General features: G+C 51.5%; 16 protein-coding genes and 1 pseudogene. 13 read left to right on the top strand and 4 right to left on the bottom strand.

Annotated elements, in window-relative coordinates; genetic code table 11:
* Both HMPREF9412_RS33490 and HMPREF9412_RS28095 read left to right on the top strand, forming a co-directional pair.
* Nucleotides 1–233 (top strand): annotated as a pseudogene (locus tag HMPREF9412_RS33490) (NAD-dependent dehydratase); the annotation flags it as partial.
* 68 nt (nucleotides 234–301) lie between these two features.
* Complete coding sequence (locus tag HMPREF9412_RS28095) at nucleotides 302–514, top strand: hypothetical protein (RefSeq protein WP_009595096.1); 213 nt, start codon at nucleotides 302–304, stop codon at nucleotides 512–514.
* A gap of 64 nt (nucleotides 515–578) precedes the next feature.
* Here HMPREF9412_RS28095 and HMPREF9412_RS28090 read toward each other — a convergent pair whose 3' ends face one another.
* On the bottom strand, nucleotides 579–884 hold the full coding sequence (locus HMPREF9412_RS28090; protein WP_009595214.1) for a DUF2627 domain-containing protein: 306 nt from the start codon (nucleotides 882–884) through the stop codon (nucleotides 579–581).
* A 157-nt stretch (nucleotides 885–1,041) separates the two neighbouring features.
* Between HMPREF9412_RS28090 and lpdA the strand changes: the two genes are divergently transcribed.
* The 5 genes from lpdA (at nucleotide 1,042) to lipB (ending at nucleotide 6,898) form a co-directional block, all read left to right on the top strand.
* On the top strand, nucleotides 1,042–2,463 hold the full coding sequence (gene lpdA, locus HMPREF9412_RS28085; RefSeq protein ID WP_009595111.1) for a dihydrolipoyl dehydrogenase: 1,422 nt from the start codon (nucleotides 1,042–1,044) through the stop codon (nucleotides 2,461–2,463).
* Between the two features lie 174 nt (nucleotides 2,464–2,637).
* The gene (locus HMPREF9412_RS28080) at nucleotides 2,638–3,666 is read left to right on the top strand and encodes a thiamine pyrophosphate-dependent dehydrogenase E1 component subunit alpha (protein WP_009595196.1); all 1,029 of its coding nucleotides are present in this window, start codon (nucleotides 2,638–2,640) and stop codon (nucleotides 3,664–3,666) included.
* A gap of 3 nt (nucleotides 3,667–3,669) precedes the next feature.
* Complete coding sequence (locus HMPREF9412_RS28075; protein WP_009595139.1) at nucleotides 3,670–4,656, top strand: alpha-ketoacid dehydrogenase subunit beta; 987 nt, start codon at nucleotides 3,670–3,672, stop codon at nucleotides 4,654–4,656.
* Between the two features lie 18 nt (nucleotides 4,657–4,674).
* Entirely contained in the window at nucleotides 4,675–6,087 is a 1,413-nt protein-coding gene (locus HMPREF9412_RS28070; protein WP_009595115.1) for a dihydrolipoamide acetyltransferase family protein, read from the top strand.
* Nucleotides 6,088–6,214: 127 nt separating this feature from the next.
* The gene (gene lipB, locus HMPREF9412_RS28065) at nucleotides 6,215–6,898 is read left to right on the top strand and encodes a lipoyl(octanoyl) transferase LipB (RefSeq protein ID WP_009595264.1); all 684 of its coding nucleotides are present in this window, start codon (nucleotides 6,215–6,217) and stop codon (nucleotides 6,896–6,898) included.
* A gap of 28 nt (nucleotides 6,899–6,926) precedes the next feature.
* Here lipB and prli42 read toward each other — a convergent pair whose 3' ends face one another.
* Nucleotides 6,927–7,028 carry a stressosome-associated protein Prli42 gene (gene prli42, locus HMPREF9412_RS32290; RefSeq protein WP_015734477.1) on the bottom strand — a complete coding sequence of 34 codons (102 nt, stop codon included), beginning with the start codon at nucleotides 7,026–7,028 and terminating at the stop codon, nucleotides 6,927–6,929.
* A 113-nt stretch (nucleotides 7,029–7,141) separates the two neighbouring features.
* Here prli42 and HMPREF9412_RS28060 point away from each other — a divergent pair, with 113 nt between their 5' ends.
* A complete protein-coding gene (locus HMPREF9412_RS28060; protein ID WP_009595144.1) occupies nucleotides 7,142–8,272 on the top strand; it encodes a tripeptidase T in 1,131 nt (376 codons plus the stop codon).
* 68 nt (nucleotides 8,273–8,340) lie between these two features.
* Here the strand turns inward: HMPREF9412_RS28060 and HMPREF9412_RS28055 are convergent, their stop codons facing one another.
* Together HMPREF9412_RS28055 and mciZ are read right to left on the bottom strand one after the other, a co-directional pair.
* Nucleotides 8,341–9,345 (bottom strand): tetratricopeptide repeat protein, encoded by a 1,005-nt coding sequence (locus HMPREF9412_RS28055; RefSeq protein ID WP_254664124.1) that lies wholly within the window; start codon nucleotides 9,343–9,345, stop codon nucleotides 8,341–8,343.
* Nucleotides 9,346–9,653: 308 nt separating this feature from the next.
* Nucleotides 9,654–9,818, bottom strand: coding sequence for a Z-ring formation inhibitor MciZ (mciZ, locus tag HMPREF9412_RS32285; protein ID WP_009595125.1), 165 nt, complete (start codon nucleotides 9,816–9,818; stop codon nucleotides 9,654–9,656).
* Nucleotides 9,819–9,912: 94 nt separating this feature from the next.
* Here mciZ and HMPREF9412_RS28050 point away from each other — a divergent pair, with 94 nt between their 5' ends.
* The 5 genes from HMPREF9412_RS28050 (at nucleotide 9,913) to HMPREF9412_RS28030 (ending at nucleotide 13,570) form a co-directional block, all read left to right on the top strand.
* Nucleotides 9,913–10,494, top strand: a complete 582-nt coding sequence (locus tag HMPREF9412_RS28050) for an NUDIX domain-containing protein (protein WP_009595101.1) — start codon at nucleotides 9,913–9,915, stop codon at nucleotides 10,492–10,494.
* A 1-nt stretch (nucleotide 10,495) separates the two neighbouring features.
* On the top strand, nucleotides 10,496–11,710 hold the full coding sequence (locus HMPREF9412_RS28045; protein WP_009595195.1) for an endonuclease Q family protein: 1,215 nt from the start codon (nucleotides 10,496–10,498) through the stop codon (nucleotides 11,708–11,710).
* An 89-nt stretch (nucleotides 11,711–11,799) separates the two neighbouring features.
* Complete coding sequence (spoIIM, locus tag HMPREF9412_RS28040; protein ID WP_009595126.1) at nucleotides 11,800–12,423, top strand: stage II sporulation protein M; 624 nt, start codon at nucleotides 11,800–11,802, stop codon at nucleotides 12,421–12,423.
* A 109-nt stretch (nucleotides 12,424–12,532) separates the two neighbouring features.
* Nucleotides 12,533–12,997: a ferric iron uptake transcriptional regulator gene (fur, locus tag HMPREF9412_RS28035; RefSeq protein ID WP_006209405.1), complete on the top strand. Its 465-nt coding sequence runs from the start codon at nucleotides 12,533–12,535 to the stop codon at nucleotides 12,995–12,997.
* 339 nt (nucleotides 12,998–13,336) lie between these two features.
* Nucleotides 13,337–13,570 carry a YqzK family protein gene (locus HMPREF9412_RS28030; protein WP_009595237.1) on the top strand — a complete coding sequence of 78 codons (234 nt, stop codon included), beginning with the start codon at nucleotides 13,337–13,339 and terminating at the stop codon, nucleotides 13,568–13,570.
* Nucleotides 13,571–13,572 lie beyond the last annotated feature (2 nt).

Raw genomic sequence — 13,572 nt, 5'->3', positions numbered from 1 at the left:
CGAGCGGCACGATTTCGGTACGGGAAATGATGGGCTTGATCCAGCAGGAAATCGGAAGGACGGCACCGCTCCAGTCATCGGCGGCACCGGATCACATGTCTCCGTTCGGCATTCCGGGAGATTGGACGATGGATCATGCCAAAGCGGCAGCCGCCGGATTTAAATTTTGGGATCTGCACGACTGGATGCCGAAATTGATTGCCGAATTGTCCGCCGATTTGAAGGTTCGTTAATGATACAGGCGTAAGAAGCATGGGGTTGAAGACGGAAAATAGGGAATTGCCCTGAAAGGAAGATCAGCATGAGCGACAAGATGGAAGCATGGAAAGAGCGTATACAGGAGGCGGAATCCAAGGGAGGTTTACCTCCGGATGCCCTGACGTTAATCCATGCGATGTATGAAGAAATCGAAGCTTTAACGAGACAGAATGTCAATCTGCGGAGAACCGCCTTAAAAGCGGCCTCCAAAGAAACAAGGATGTCGAGTAAATTGAAGGACGCCCTCATGGAATAACAACTTGGGCCAAAACAAACAAACACCGGGGAGCGCTCCCCGGTGTTTGTTTTGTATGGGTGAATCAGCTTTTGGACGGGGTTCCTGATTTTGTTGCCGGGCGCTTCTTTTTGAATCTCGGACCGACGTAATTCCGTTTGCGGTCGCGGAACAGAATCCAGCCGCCTAGGAAACCGATGCCGATGACGAACAGGGCCAGTCCGCCAAGAAAAGAAAGCCAACCGAAAGCGGGGTTCGCCACGTTGTCGTCCCCATGCACGGCAATATATAGAAAAACCGCATCCTTCATCATCAAGAAACCCTTCATTGCCATAAAACCCGGAATAACCAAAATCAAGATGGCAATAAAGCGGGAAATTAACATTTTCATAGAAGATTCCTTCCTGCGACTGATGTATTAAACTACCGTTTATCATACCTTTTTCATAAGGGGATGTCTATTTCGATTATGGATGACGATTTTGTAATCCGAAAAAAAGAGAGTACAATGAAAGTGTATAACTGGACTTATGATGGAGGTGCCGTTTGTGGCTATAACATGTGATGTAGCAATTCTTGGCGGAGGTACCGGTGGATATGTTGCAGCCATCCGTGCAGCCCAGCTCGGTAAACATGTGGTTATCATCGAGCAGGACAAATTGGGAGGGACCTGCTTGCATCGCGGGTGCATTCCGAGCAAAGCATTGCTTCGAAGCGCCGAGCTTTATGCGGAAATGAAGGATAGCGAGAGCTATGGAATCGAGACGGAGGGAGTCCGTCTATCGTTTAACAAAGTGCAGAAACGGAAGGACGGCATTGTGGAGAAGCTGCACCAGGGCGTCCAATATTTGATGCGTAAAAATAAAATCACCGTTGTGCAGGGAAAAGGGAGAGTTATCGGCCCGTCCATTTTCTCTCCGCGCAGCGGGGCCGTAGCGGTTGAGCTTCCGGATGGCGAGATGGAAACCGTGGTTCCCACCCACCTGATCATTGCGACCGGATCGCGTCCGCGTCATTTACCGGGATTAGAGCCTGACGGCATACATATATTGACTAGCGACCATGCGCTTCAGCTGGATGAGCTTCCCTCATCCATTATTATCGTGGGGGGCGGCGTAATCGGGGTGGAATGGGCTTCGATGCTGAATGATTTCGGAGTTCAGGTCACGATTGTGGAAGCTTCATCCCATTTGCTGCCTTCGGAGGATGAGGAGATCGGACGCGAGCTGTCGAAGATGCTCAGCGCCAGGGGCGTAGAGGTTATCACGAACATAAAGCTATTAACCGACAGCTGTGAGATCGGGAATCAAAGCGTGTCCATCGCAATCGAGCATAAGGATGACACAAGAACGTTGTCAGCGGACAAGCTGCTGCTCTCTGTCGGAAGAGTGGGCAATACCGAGAATATCGGACTTGAGAATACGGATGTTCGCGTGGAGAACGGCATCATTGCCGTGAACGGGAATATGCAAACAACGGAGCCCCATATTTACGCGATCGGCGATTGCATCGGGGGACTTCAGCTTGCGCATGCGGCCAGCCATGAAGGGATTGCTGCCGTGAACCATCTGGCAGGCGAGAATACGGAGGTCTACCGCAGCGAATGGATCCCGCGCTGTATTTACACCCGTCATGAGGTAGCCAGCGTCGGGTTGACGGAGAAGCAGGCGAAAGAACGCGGACATGAGATCAAGATCGGCAGATTCCCGTTTTCGGCGATCGGCAAATCTTTGATCCACGGAACAAAGGAAGGGTTCGTAAAAGTCATTGCCGATCAGAAGACGCAGGATATTCTGGGCGTGCATATGATCGGTCCGCACGTAACCGAGCTCATTGGCGAAGCGGCTCTTGCACAAGTGCTGGATGCGACCCCATGGGAAGTCGGCACGGCGGTCCACGCCCATCCGTCATTATCCGAAATCATCGGCGAAGCGATGCTTGCCGTGGATGGACGAGCGATCGGTTTGTAGGAATGAGGATATTCTTTTGTGGAATCCCTCATTTCTTTTTGCCGAGAAAGGGATTATAATATCATTAAGCCAAGTCTTAGTACCAGGTTTTAATACTTGATCTAATATGCCTCAAACTCAGGTTGCGAGGCGGATCAAGCCTGAAGTCATGGCTCACATAAAGGAGGGATCTCCATGAAAGAACATGAAACGGTTACGGCAAACAACAATAGGCATGAGCAGCTTGGACTGACCGACGGACAAGTGCTGGACATGTACAAATATATGGTGCTGGCGCGAAAATTCGATGAGCGCAATCTGCTGCTGCAGCGTGCGGGCAAAATTAATTTTCACGTTTCCGGAATCGGGCAGGAGGCATGTCAGGTTGCTGCTGCCTTTGCCCTCGACCGGGAGAAAGATTATTTTCTACCTTATTACCGCGACTACGGATTCGTATTGGCGGTTGGCATGACGCCTCGCGAATTAATGCTGTCGGCTTTTGCCAAGGCCGAGGATCCGAACAGCGGCGGTCGGCAGATGCCGGGCCACTTCGGCAGTAAACGCCTGCGGATCGTGACCGGCTCCAGCCCTGTAACGACCCAGGTTCCGCATGCCGTAGGTTTCGCGCTTGCTGCGAAGATGCAGAAGAAGGATTTTGTATCGTTTGTTACGTTTGGCGAAGGCTCGAGCAATCAGGGCGATTTTCATGAAGGCTGCAACTTTGCCGGCGTTCACAAGCTCCCCGTCATTATCATGTGCGAGAATAACCAATATGCTATTTCGGTTCCGCTTCATAAACAGATTAGCGGTAAGGTCAGCGACCGCGCGCTCGGGTACGGTTTTCCGGGTGTTCGAGTGGACGGCAACGACGCTCTGGAAGTTTACGCGGCCGTGAAGGAAGCCCGGGAACGTGCGATCCGAGGGGAAGGACCAACGTTGATCGAATCCATGATGTACCGTTTGTCTCCACATTCCACATCGGATAACGATTTGGCGTACCGGACTAAAGAAGAGGTTGAAGAGAACTGGAAGAAAGACGGCGTCGCCCGTTTCAAGAACTATTTGATCGACTGCGGGCTCTGGGACGAAGCACGCGATCAGGATTTGATCGCGCAGTTAAACCTGGAGATCAAAGAAGCGACGGAATCTGCAGACTTGGCTCCGTTTCCGAAGCCTGAAGATACGCTTCTTCACGTATATGCCGATGCTGAAGGAGGCGCGTAAGAGATGGCGGTAATGGAATATATCGATGCAATACGCCTGGCCATGAAGGAAGAAATGGAGCGTGACGACTCCGTATTCGTGTTAGGCGAGGACGTGGGCGTCAAAGGCGGCGTGTTTACTACCACCAAGGGCTTGATGGATCAATTCGGCGAAATGAGGGTGCTCGATACCCCGCTCGCGGAATCCGCGATTGCCGGCGTGGCTATTGGTGCAGCCATGTACGGCATGAAGCCGATTGCCGAGATGCAATATTCGGACTTCATGTTCCCGGCAACCAACCAGATTATTAGCGAAGCGGCGAAAATCCGCTATCGTTCCAATAACGATTGGAGCTGCCCCGTCGTGATCCGCGCGCCGATCGGAGGCGGAATATTCGGAGGCTTGTATCATTCCCAGTGCCCGGAATCGGTGTTCTTCGGAACGCCGGGATTGAAAATCGTTGCGCCGTACTCGGCCTATGATGCAAAAGGGCTGCTGAAAGCGGCGATCCGCGACCCGGATCCGGTTCTGTTCTTCGAGAACAAGAAATGCTATAAGCTGATTACCGGCGATGTGCCGGACGACGATTACGTTGTCCCGATCGGTAAAGCGAACCTGCTGCGCGAAGGCTCGGATATTACGGTGATCAGCTACAGCCTGCCGCTGCATTTCGTCATGCAGGCTGCTGAAGAGTTTGAGAAGGAAGAAGGCATCAGCGCGCATGTGCTGGACCTGCGTACCATACAGCCGCTGGACCGGGACGCGATTATCGCCGCAGCCCGGGCAACGGGGAAAGTGCTGATCGTGCACGAGGATAACAAGACCGGCGGCGTTGGCGGGGAAGTATCCGCGATCATAGCGGAGCACTGCTTGTACGATTTGGATGCTCCGATCATGCGCCTATGCGGTCCTGACGTGCCGGCTATGCCAATCAGTCCGCCGATGGAGAAATTCTTTATGCTTAACAAGGACAAAGTCAAAGAATCCATGCGTCAATTGGCGCTTTATTAAGAACAGGGAGTTGTGAGCATGTCCGAAAATCAGAAATTGACCGATGTTACGATGCCTCAGCTGGCAGAATCCCTTGTTTCGGCGACCATTGCCAAGTGGCTGAAGAAGCCCGGGGATTTCATTGAGCAATACGAACCGATCTGTGAAGTGATCACCGATAAAGTCAATGCCGAGATTCCATCCACCCTGGACGGCGTCATGGGCGATATTCTTGCCCAGGAAGGCCAAACCGTCAATGTTGGCGATATTATTTGCCGGATCGCGGTCGCTTCAGGAGAAGGGACTGCGCCTTCGCCACAGCCGGCTGCAGCAGCTTCGGCGAGTCCGCAGCAGGGTGCAGGCAGCGAGGAAGGCTCGATGCGTTTCCGTTACTCGCCTGCCGTGCAGACGCTGGCTGCGGAACATCAGATCGATCTTTCGAAGGTGCAGGGATCTGGCATGGGCGGAAGAATAACCCGTAAGGACGTATTGGCTTATATCGAAAAAGGGGGGGCAGCCCAAGGCCAAGGCCAAGGCGCTCCTGCCGGATCGGCGTCTTTCTCTAGCACGCAAGCGCAAAGAGAAGCAGTGCAGCCGAGCGGGACTTCGCCGTTTCAAGGTCTGCAGCATCAGACGCCTGCGGAACCGTCGCCTCCTCTGGGCACAGCCATTCCGGATGTGCGCCATTCGGGGCTGCATTTGACGGAATCGCCGAAAATTCCGACCATTGAAGTGGAGGGCATGGAAGGCGGAAGATCGGAATACTTCATTGATGTAACGCCGATGCGGAATGCCATTGCCCGAAACATGCGTCAAAGCGTTACGGAAATACCGCATGCCTGGACGATGATCGAAGTCGACGTGACCAACATCGTGCTGCTGCGCAATCAATTGAAGGATGAGTTCAAGCGCAAGGAAGGGGTTAATTTAACCTATCTGGCCTTTTTGCTAAAAGCCGTAGTGAACGCCATTAAAGATTATCCGATCATGAATTCGTTCTGGGCCGTGGATAAAATCGTGGTGAAGCGCGATATCAATCTGTCCTTGGCCGTCGGAACGGAGGATTCCGTGCTGACGCCGGTCATCCATCGTGCCGATCAAAAGAATATTGCGGGCCTTGCGAGAGAGATCGAGGATCTAGCGCGCAAGACACGTGAAGGCAAGCTGAAGCTGGACGATATGCAGGGCGGTACCTTTACGGTTAACAATACGGGGTCCTTCGGCTCGATACTGTCCTATCCGATCATCAATTATCCGCAGGCTGCGATTCTGACATTTGAATCCATCGTGAAAAAGCCGGTGGTCATCAATGACATGATCGCGGTTCGCTCCATGGCAAACCTGTGTTTGTCCCTGGATCATCGGATTTTGGACGGGGTGATCTGCGGGCGATTCCTCCAGCGCGTCAAAGACAATCTGGAAGGCTACACCCTGGATACGAAGCTCTATTAATCAACGTCTGCTAGCATGATCTGCGGACTGTTTCTTTTCGAAGAAGTTCGCAGACGTTATTCATATCAAGTCAATCGAAGGGGATTCATCGGTTGGCTTTGAACCCTATGAAAGAAGGCGTTAGCACATGAACAAACCGTTAGATGTATCGTATACGCCGATTGTGGATTACGGCATGGCTTGGGAGCTTCAAAAAAACTATGTTTCCGCCATCGATCAGGGAGAGCGTCACGAGAGTCTGATGCTCCTCCAACATCCTCCGACCTATACGATGGGGTCGCAGCGGCATCCGGAGCACCTGCTGCTAAGCAAAGAGGAATTGGAGAAACAGGGCATCGGCCTGTTTGAAATCGATCGCGGCGGAGATATTACATATCATGGTCCCGGACAGCTTGTCGGGTATCCGCTGTTGCTGCTGGATGGCGGCAAGAATTTGAACCTCCACGGGTTTCTGCGCGACGTGGAGCAGGTCATCATCGATTACTTGGCATCCTACGACATCGAAGCAGGCCGAAAACCCGAGTACACCGGTGTATGGGTAGGCGATTCGAAGATCTGCGCCATCGGCGTGAAATTCAACAAATGCCGCCAGCATCGCGGGTTTGTGACAAGCCACGGCTTTGCGTTTAACATTAAATCCGGGATCGCGGATGCGGGATTCTCGGGCATTATTCCATGCGGCATTCAGGAATTCGGCGTCACTTCACTGGAGGATTGCACGGGGCGGAAGTTCGAGGTAGAGGAAGTAGCCCGGGAGATCGTGCCTTACTTCACCCGGGTATTTCCATATGAGGCTCACTGGCTGTCATAACTTCGCTGCCTAGCGTAGCGTATTGGCGTTAGCGAAGGAACAAAGGCTCCAGGATAACCAGAAGCGTTGATCCTACCATGGCAATCAGCATGAGATAGATCACAATTCGAAACCACTTTTTACGTTGCATTGTGTAACTCCTTTAGAATAAGTTTAATGATGAACATACATGCAGCAGCATCATTTAGTTGAGATATGGATATACAGACATTGTATCGTATCTGCGAAAGAGAGGGAAGTCCAGTGATCTCAGAAGAGCGTATCATTCAAGAGTTTATGGAACTGGTTCAAGTGGATAGCGAAACCCAACATGAAGAAGAGATCTCGAAAGTTCTCCAGCATAAATTTTCCGGTTTCGGTTTCGAAATCATAGAAGACGATGCCAAGGAAAAGACGGGGCACGGAGCAGGCAATCTGATTATTACCTGGAAAGCGGACGAGGCGGCCCAGCATGCGCCAAAGCTGCTTTTTACCTGCCATATGGATACCGTAACACCCGGGAAAGGCATCAAACCGACTCTGGGCGATGACGGTTGGATCCGAAGCGACGGAACGACCGTCCTCGGGGCGGACGACAAAGCCGGCATCGCCGCTTTGCTGGAAGGCATTCGGGTCATTAAGGAAAATAACATACCGCACGGGCAAATCCAGTTTGTCATTACGGTAGGCGAGGAATCGGGGCTGGTCGGAGCGCGGGCGTTGAATCCCGATGTTTTGGATGCGGATATCGGCTTTGCGCTGGATTCCAACGGGGAGTTAGGTTCGATCGCAGTTGCCGCCCCGACCCAGGCGAAGATCAAAATGATTATTAAAGGCAAGTCTGCCCATGCCGGCGTAAATCCGGAGGACGGCATCAGTGCCATTCAAGTCGCGTCCAAAGCCATCGCCAAAATGAAGCTCGGACGCATCGATAAGGAGACCACGGCTAACATCGGCAAATTCCAGGGCGGAGGCGCTACGAATATCGTGTGCGACTTTGTTCAGATCGATGCCGAAGCACGCAGCATCGTTCAGGAAAAGGTCGATAAGCAAGTGAATGATATGCGTGAAGCGCTTGAAACCACGGTTCGTGAATACAATGCCAATTGCGAGTTCATTAGCGAGATCGTTTATCCGGCCTTCAGCTTCAATGAGCATGACGAGGTCGTTCAGCTTGCGCAGCGGGCCATCGGCGGATTGGGTTTGCCGACCCGCACATTCCGGTCCGGCGGCGGCAGTGATGCCAATATTTTTAACGGCCTCGGCATTCCAACCGTCAATCTGGCGATTGGATATCAAGACATTCATACCACGCAGGAGCGTATTCAAGCTTCTGATTTGGTAAAGGCGGCGCAGATCGTGGTTGGAATTATCCAGGAAACGGCCAAAGCGTAGTCGATGATGAGGATGAAATAAAGCCCGCTGCGGATGCTGGATGTCCGCAGCGGGCCTTTTATATGCAGCTAATTCAGGAATGACATCGTCGGGGAGGTCTCTACCCTTTTTTGGGCAGGCGTCCAGGTGGTATGCCAGTTCGTACTCTCGACAACATGCAATGCGGCATTAATGTTGTCGAGGTATAACTCGATTTCCTTCCTTGCCGATGCAGAGGAATAACTCTCCTCCAGACGGGCGGAAAGGGAAATCAACGCGGACTGCAAATAACAAGCGGCTTCGCCGAAGCGAGCCTCCGTATGCCCGGGAGAAGCGAGCCTGAGCTGCTCAAGCATGGATGCGGCCTCGTCATAATTACCCAGATCATACAAATGCTCAGCCGCTATGAAACATACCTTGAAGCTGTAGCTGTCTTGATCCTGGAGAGGCAGCGCTTCCAATTGATGCAACTTTGAAATTGCCTGCCCCCTGTAGCCTTCCTCATAAAGAAAACAGATAAGAGCATAATAAGCACGTTCGCCGCTATCGGCAAGCAGATGTTCGGCGATGGAGATCATTTTGAGCGATATGGCGGTGCGAGCTAATTCCAAAGCCTCCGACATGGCGATGAATCGGTCAGGCAGCGAATGTTGGACGCTCCACTCGCAGAGCTGCCGGATTCGGCTTAGCTGAGCCATCTCGGATCCTTGCGGACGCGGCAGTTCCCGCGGCTGACGGATGGAATCCCGAAGGTAACTGTCAATGAAGTGCATGGCTTCAGAGGTTTGACCTGTCATGATGAGGCAAGTCACGTACATGATACAGGTATCGGAATATAAACTTCCCTGCTCAGCAAAGCAGCGGGAGGCAAACGGGTAAGCCCCGATATAATATAAAGACCTGCCAACCATGATATTGGATGCCGGAAAGCTGCTTGTTTCGTTCAAGAGCCGTTCGCATATGGTTTGATCCGGGATTCCTTGCAGAAGCAGGAGTGCGGCCCATTGATTCAGCGCCTCTTGGGCGTGGGCACCGGAATGAAGCACGACGGTTCTGAAAGCCTCCTCGGCTTTGCCGTAGGAACGCATTCGCATGCTTACTAGCCCGTACTCAAGCCAGCTTAAATCTACTTCCTTCCATCCCGAGCTCGTCGTATCGGTTGTTGCGGATTGTGCAGCATCCTTGAAGCTCTTCAGAGCCTTCTCAAGATACCCGCGTTTTTTTGTACCATTTTTCCGCGCTCATATTCAGTTGAAGGTGGATTTGTAATCGGATCGGTTTCAATAATAGGTAGTTGTCGCATGTCGAAGCCTCCCAATGATATATAACACCCTAATAGGCGAAAAGGTCATGGTCCGTATTCGAAAAAAATAGAAAAAAGTCGAAAAACAGGTCTCGAGAACTAATTTTTCGATCTGTTTTCGTAAATATTTTTAGAAGACTTAGAAATAATATCCATAATCTTCGTTTCCGATCCCCATTGCTGCTGCCATTGCTTCAGCATAATCCGGATCTGCCAGGCCTGTCCTACCAAATGTATCGAATGGTCACCTTTGTAGCTTTTCATGGGCGGCTTCCTTCTTTCTTGGTAATTTTGATATAATACACCTTATGCACTAGCATGGTCCGCCATGCCGTTTTTAAACAAAGGAGGTCATTTTGTGAGCGATATCGGCAGTAAGACCCGTGAAGCATCGGATAAATTGCTGGAAGAAACCACCTTGTCCACCCAATCTATTTTTGAAGGGAAAATTATATCGCTGCAGGTCGATACGGTGACACTGCCCGATGGGCAGACGGCAACCCGTGAGGTTGTCAGACATCCCGGCGCCGTAGCGGTGCTTGCGTTAAAAGACGATAAAATGCTGGCCGTCAATCAATTTCGTCAGCCCCTTGGGCGCTGTGAGGTTGAAATCCCTGCCGGCAAGCTGGAGCGGGGGGAAGATCCGCTTGAAGCGGCCAAGCGTGAACTGCAGGAGGAAACCGGTTATACATGCGGTTCGATCCGAAAACTGCATTCCTTCTATACATCTCCGGGGTTTGCCGATGAGATCATTCACTTGTACCTGGCAGAGGATCTGGTCGGAGGCGACATGAATCCCGATGAGGACGAGTTCATAGAGATGATGGAAATTTCGCTGGAAGAAGCGTACTCACTCATCCAAGAGGAGAGAATCAGCGATGCCAAAACCATTCTCGCCGTCTATGCTTGGAATATGTACAGCCTGACGGGTAAGATCTGACATGCAGCATCCTGACGAAAACGTCTCTGCCGGGAAGCTTCAGTCCTATTACTGCGACATGCATATTCATATCGGTCGCACAAGCAGCGGGCAAGCTGTGAAAATAAGCGCAAGCAACAACCTGACCTTTGAAAATATAGCCGTCGAAGCTTCGGAGCGGAAAGGCATTCAGATGATCGGCATCATCGATTGCCATTCTCCTTCGGTGCAGGAAGACATTCTGCAGTGTTTGGACAGCGGCGTCATGCAGGAGATCGACGGGGGCGGAATTGCGTACCGGGATACGGTAATCCTGCTTGGCAGCGAGATTGAAATACGTGAAAGCGGCCGAGGCGCGGCCCATGTGCTGGCTTATTTTCCCGACCTGAGCACGATGCAGGAGTTCACCGGCTGGATGGCCGGATATATGAAAAACGTCCAGCTGAGTTCCCAGCGCATCTATGTCAGTCCGCTGGAACTGCAGCAAGAGATTACGGCACGCGGCGGGCTGCTGATACCCGCTCATGTCTTTACGCCCCATAAGGGGCTTTACGGCAGCATGGCTGACCGTATGAGCGAGGTGTTCGATCTGAACGGGATCGCGGGCATCGAGCTTGGGCTCAGCGCCGATTCCTCGATGGCAGGACGTATTAGCGAGCTGGATGCCTATTCCTTTTTGACCAATTCGGATGCGCATTCCCTCGGGAAGATCGGCAGGGAATACAACCGGATCGACATGGCCAAGCCTTCATTCGCAGAATTTCGCCAAGCGCTTCAGGCTAGCAACGGGAGAAGAATCAGTGCGAACTATGGGCTGAATCCCAGACTGGGTAAATACCATCGCACCTATTGCGTGGGATGCGACAGCATTCTGGATGAAGGGAGCGACATTCATGATTTGGTGCGATGCCCGTACTGCGGAAGCACCAAGCTGGTTCAAGGGGTGTTCGACCGAATTCTTAACATCGCTGACCGCACGGAGCCCGTGGTGCCAGAGAGCCGACCTTCGTATCACTACCAGGTTCCGCTAGAGTTCATCCCGGGTCTTGGGAAGTCCTCCATGTCGAAGCTGCTTGACGCATTCGGCACCGAAATGAATATCCTTCATCAGGCCACGGAAGCCGAGCTGGCGGCCGTTGCCGGCGAGGGACTCGCGGCAAGCATCGTGATGGCCCGGAATGGGACGCTGCCCTTATCGGCTGGCGGCGGAGGCTCTTACGGGAAGGTGCTCCGGTAAATTGGGTCAACTCTTTCAACCAAGCAGGTCATACAAGGCTGACGATTGTCATAGAGTAGAGTAGAGACACAGAAAGGAGACTCTATTCTATGCAATCATTCCGCCAGGCCTTTAAGGATCAGACGATGCTCTATGTGTTTGTAGGCGTCTTGTTTTTAGTGGGCGTGCTGTTTGGAGCGTTGATGGTCAATGCGCTTTCATTGGAGCAGCAGCAGGAAATGGCCCGCTATTTAAACCACTTTTTTGTTAACGTGCAGGACGGTGGAGAATCCATGAGTCAGTCTTCTTACTGGAGCATCGCAGCCCTGCATCTGAAATGGATCGGTTTGATATGGATTCTGGGATTGTCCGTCATCGGGCTCCCCGGAATATTGATATTGGATTTTCTAAAAGGGGTTCTCATCGGGTTTACGGTCGGTTATCTGGTGGGACAGTATTCATGGAAAGGTCTGCTGTTCGCCCTGGTGTCGATTGCACCGCAAAATTTGCTCATCATCCCCGTGCTCATGATGTGCAGTGTAGCGGCGATAACCTTCTCTCTATACATTATCAGGGACCGATTTATCATGAATCGGGGAGGCAGCATGATGAAGCCTTTTGCTTCGTATGCCATGCTGACATTTTTCATGGTCATGCTGACGCTCGGGGTCGCTTCCTTTGAAACCTGGGTAACCCCCGCCATGATGCGCTGGGTTACGCCCATGTTGCTGTAATCCGCGAATTTTTCCATAAAGCAAAACCGTTTGACTTTGTTTGTCAAATCCCCCTATAATGAAGGAAGTGAACAATAACGTGCAGTGATTTCCAAGGGGGAGGGAAACGATGGAAGCGCGGATCGACAAAATTAAGCAGCAGCTACAATCCCAAGGATACAAATTAACGCCCCAACGGGAAGCCACGGTAAGCGTATTGTTGGAAAATGAAGACGACCACCTTAGCGCAGAGGATGTATTTATGCTCGTGAAAGAGAAGGCTCCGGAGATCGGTCTGGCAACCGTGTACCGTACCCTAGAGCTGCTCAGTGAGCTTCATGTTGTAGAGAAGATAAATTTTGGCGATGGTGTCGCCCGTTACGACTTGCGGACGGATACTTCGAAGCATCACCATCATCATTTGATATGTACTCAATGTGGAAGCATGGATGAAATACGCGAGGATTGGCTCGGTCCGTTGGAAGAGCGGTTAGAGCGAGAATTCAACTTTACCGTTCATGACCACCGGCTTGATTTCCATGGCATATGCTACCGTTGCAAAGAGAAGGGCAAGAATGACCAGGACAAATCCTAATTTTATATCTTTCAACAAACCGCAGTGATGATCATCACGGCAGCCCTCTACGGCGGTAAGCCGGGAGGGCTTTTTAGATAATTAACTATATTAGGCGGTTCATGCACGATTATCGTATCGTTCACTTTTAAGCACAATTTATACTTTTACATCATCCAAGTACGTCGATTAGACGTTTTTTTATTCTTCAGAATAACCGCCGGGCCCAATGGCTGATCGGAGATAAGAGGGATGCCGTCATAATCCTGCAGCTTGTATCATAGGCTTTACGTGAAATGATACCCGCAATACCCGCTTTCAATTGAGCGATCGATGCCATGTGAAAGAGAGGCGCTGCCAGTGATTATATCTATTCGAAAAATAGGCTCACTGATCCGTTTTATTTCGATGTTTGCCGTGTTGACCATGTTTTTTTACTTCGTGCTGGGATGGGTAGGCGATTGGCTAACACCAGTAGATCCTTACCGTGCGCCTTCGGGTCAAGCGGTAAAGGCTTTTCAGCCGGAGAGCACCATGGACTCCCGTTATTCGCCGGCCGAGCGTCTCCGATTGTATTACTGGTACGGAGAGTGATC

This window comes from Paenibacillus sp. HGF5 (genome assembly GCF_000204455.1).
Taxonomy (GTDB): domain Bacteria; phylum Bacillota; class Bacilli; order Paenibacillales; family Paenibacillaceae; genus Paenibacillus_AQ; species Paenibacillus_AQ lautus_A.
Note: the sequence above shows the minus strand (reverse complement) of the source record. Positions and strands in the feature narration are given on the sequence as shown.

What these genes read in the sequence shown, in the direction of transcription:
- HMPREF9412_RS28095 (WP_009595096.1), top strand. Translation starts at nt 302, where the DNA reads ATGAGCGACAAGATGGAAGCATGGAAAGAGCGTATACAGGAGGCGGAA.
- HMPREF9412_RS28090 (WP_009595214.1), bottom strand. Translation starts at nt 884, where the DNA reads ATGAAAATGTTAATTTCCCGCTTTATTGCCATCTTGATTTTGGTTATT.
- HMPREF9412_RS28080 (WP_009595196.1), top strand. Translation starts at nt 2,638, where the DNA reads ATGAAAGAACATGAAACGGTTACGGCAAACAACAATAGGCATGAGCAG.
- HMPREF9412_RS28075 (WP_009595139.1), top strand. Translation starts at nt 3,670, where the DNA reads ATGGCGGTAATGGAATATATCGATGCAATACGCCTGGCCATGAAGGAA.
- HMPREF9412_RS28070 (WP_009595115.1), top strand. Translation starts at nt 4,675, where the DNA reads ATGTCCGAAAATCAGAAATTGACCGATGTTACGATGCCTCAGCTGGCA.
- lipB (WP_009595264.1), top strand. Translation starts at nt 6,215, where the DNA reads ATGAACAAACCGTTAGATGTATCGTATACGCCGATTGTGGATTACGGC.
- prli42 (WP_015734477.1), bottom strand. Translation starts at nt 7,028, where the DNA reads ATGCAACGTAAAAAGTGGTTTCGAATTGTGATCTATCTCATGCTGATT.
- HMPREF9412_RS28055 (WP_254664124.1), bottom strand. Translation starts at nt 9,345, where the DNA reads ATGCGAATGCGTTCCTACGGCAAAGCCGAGGAGGCTTTCAGAACCGTC.
- mciZ (WP_009595125.1), bottom strand. Translation starts at nt 9,818, where the DNA reads ATGAAAAGCTACAAAGGTGACCATTCGATACATTTGGTAGGACAGGCC.
- HMPREF9412_RS28045 (WP_009595195.1), top strand. Translation starts at nt 10,496, where the DNA reads ATGCAGCATCCTGACGAAAACGTCTCTGCCGGGAAGCTTCAGTCCTAT.
- spoIIM (WP_009595126.1), top strand. Translation starts at nt 11,800, where the DNA reads ATGCAATCATTCCGCCAGGCCTTTAAGGATCAGACGATGCTCTATGTG.
- fur (WP_006209405.1), top strand. Translation starts at nt 12,533, where the DNA reads ATGGAAGCGCGGATCGACAAAATTAAGCAGCAGCTACAATCCCAAGGA.